Source organism: Amycolatopsis kentuckyensis (assembly GCF_002155975.1).
Lineage (GTDB): Bacteria > Actinomycetota > Actinomycetes > Mycobacteriales > Pseudonocardiaceae > Amycolatopsis > Amycolatopsis kentuckyensis.
The window spans coordinates 1-795 of the sequence record NZ_MUMI01000719.1; the positions used below are offsets into that span (position 1 = coordinate 1).

Sequence of the window (795 nt, forward strand, 5' to 3'; positions counted from 1 at the left end):
CTCGGCGAACCGTTGACGCGCAAGGTGTTCGCGGTGGCCCGGGCGGGCCTGGCGGGGCGGCCAGAGGTCGGGGCGGTGGTGGACCGGCTGGAGCGGGCGGCCCGCGAGGTCACAGCGTCCGGCAGGGCCGCGCCAGGCCCGCCCGGGTCACCGCGAACACCTTGCGCGTCAACGGTTCCCGGAGCGGGTGCAGGCTGACGCCGGGCGCTCCGGCGGGCAACGCCATGGCCGGGACCAGCGCGACTCCCGCACCGGCCGCCGCGAGGGCGACGAGGACGGCGAAGTCCGCGGACTCGGCGACGGTCTCCGGCACGAAGCCGGCCGCACCGCAGGCCCGCTGGATCATCGCGTGACACGAAAGGTCGGCCGTCGGCACCAGCCACGGCCGGTCGGCGAACGCGGCCAGGTCCACCGGTTCGCCGTCGGCCGGCCCGGGTGAGGCCGGGTCGCGCGCCAGCAGGACCGGGTCGTCGAGCAGCATCCGCTCCGCGCACCGGGGCGGGATTTCCCGCGGCAGGAGCGAATAGCTGTGCACCACCGCGATGTCGGCGTCCTGGCGGCGCAGCGCTTCGAGGGCGGCATCGGGTTCCCGCTCGACCAGGCGGAGGGAAACCGGCCCGGCCCACGCCCGCGGCAGGAGCTGCCGGGCCGCGGACGCGAAGGCCGCCACGCGGACCGTGCCGGTGCCGCCGTTCCCGGTCACCGCGGCCAGCGCCGATTCCGCGGCGGCGAGGTCGTCGAGGATGACCTCGGCGTGCGCGAGCAGCAGCCGTCCGGCCGGGGTGAAGGCGAGCG

1 protein-coding gene is annotated in these 795 nt (G+C 77.2%); it reads right to left on the bottom strand.

The genetic code is table 11. The features are described from left to right. Positions 1 to 109: 109 nt before the first annotated feature. A partial coding sequence (locus CCN39_RS46390; RefSeq protein WP_086853418.1) for a LysR substrate-binding domain-containing protein occupies positions 110 to 795 on the bottom strand: 686 nt, incomplete at its 5' end.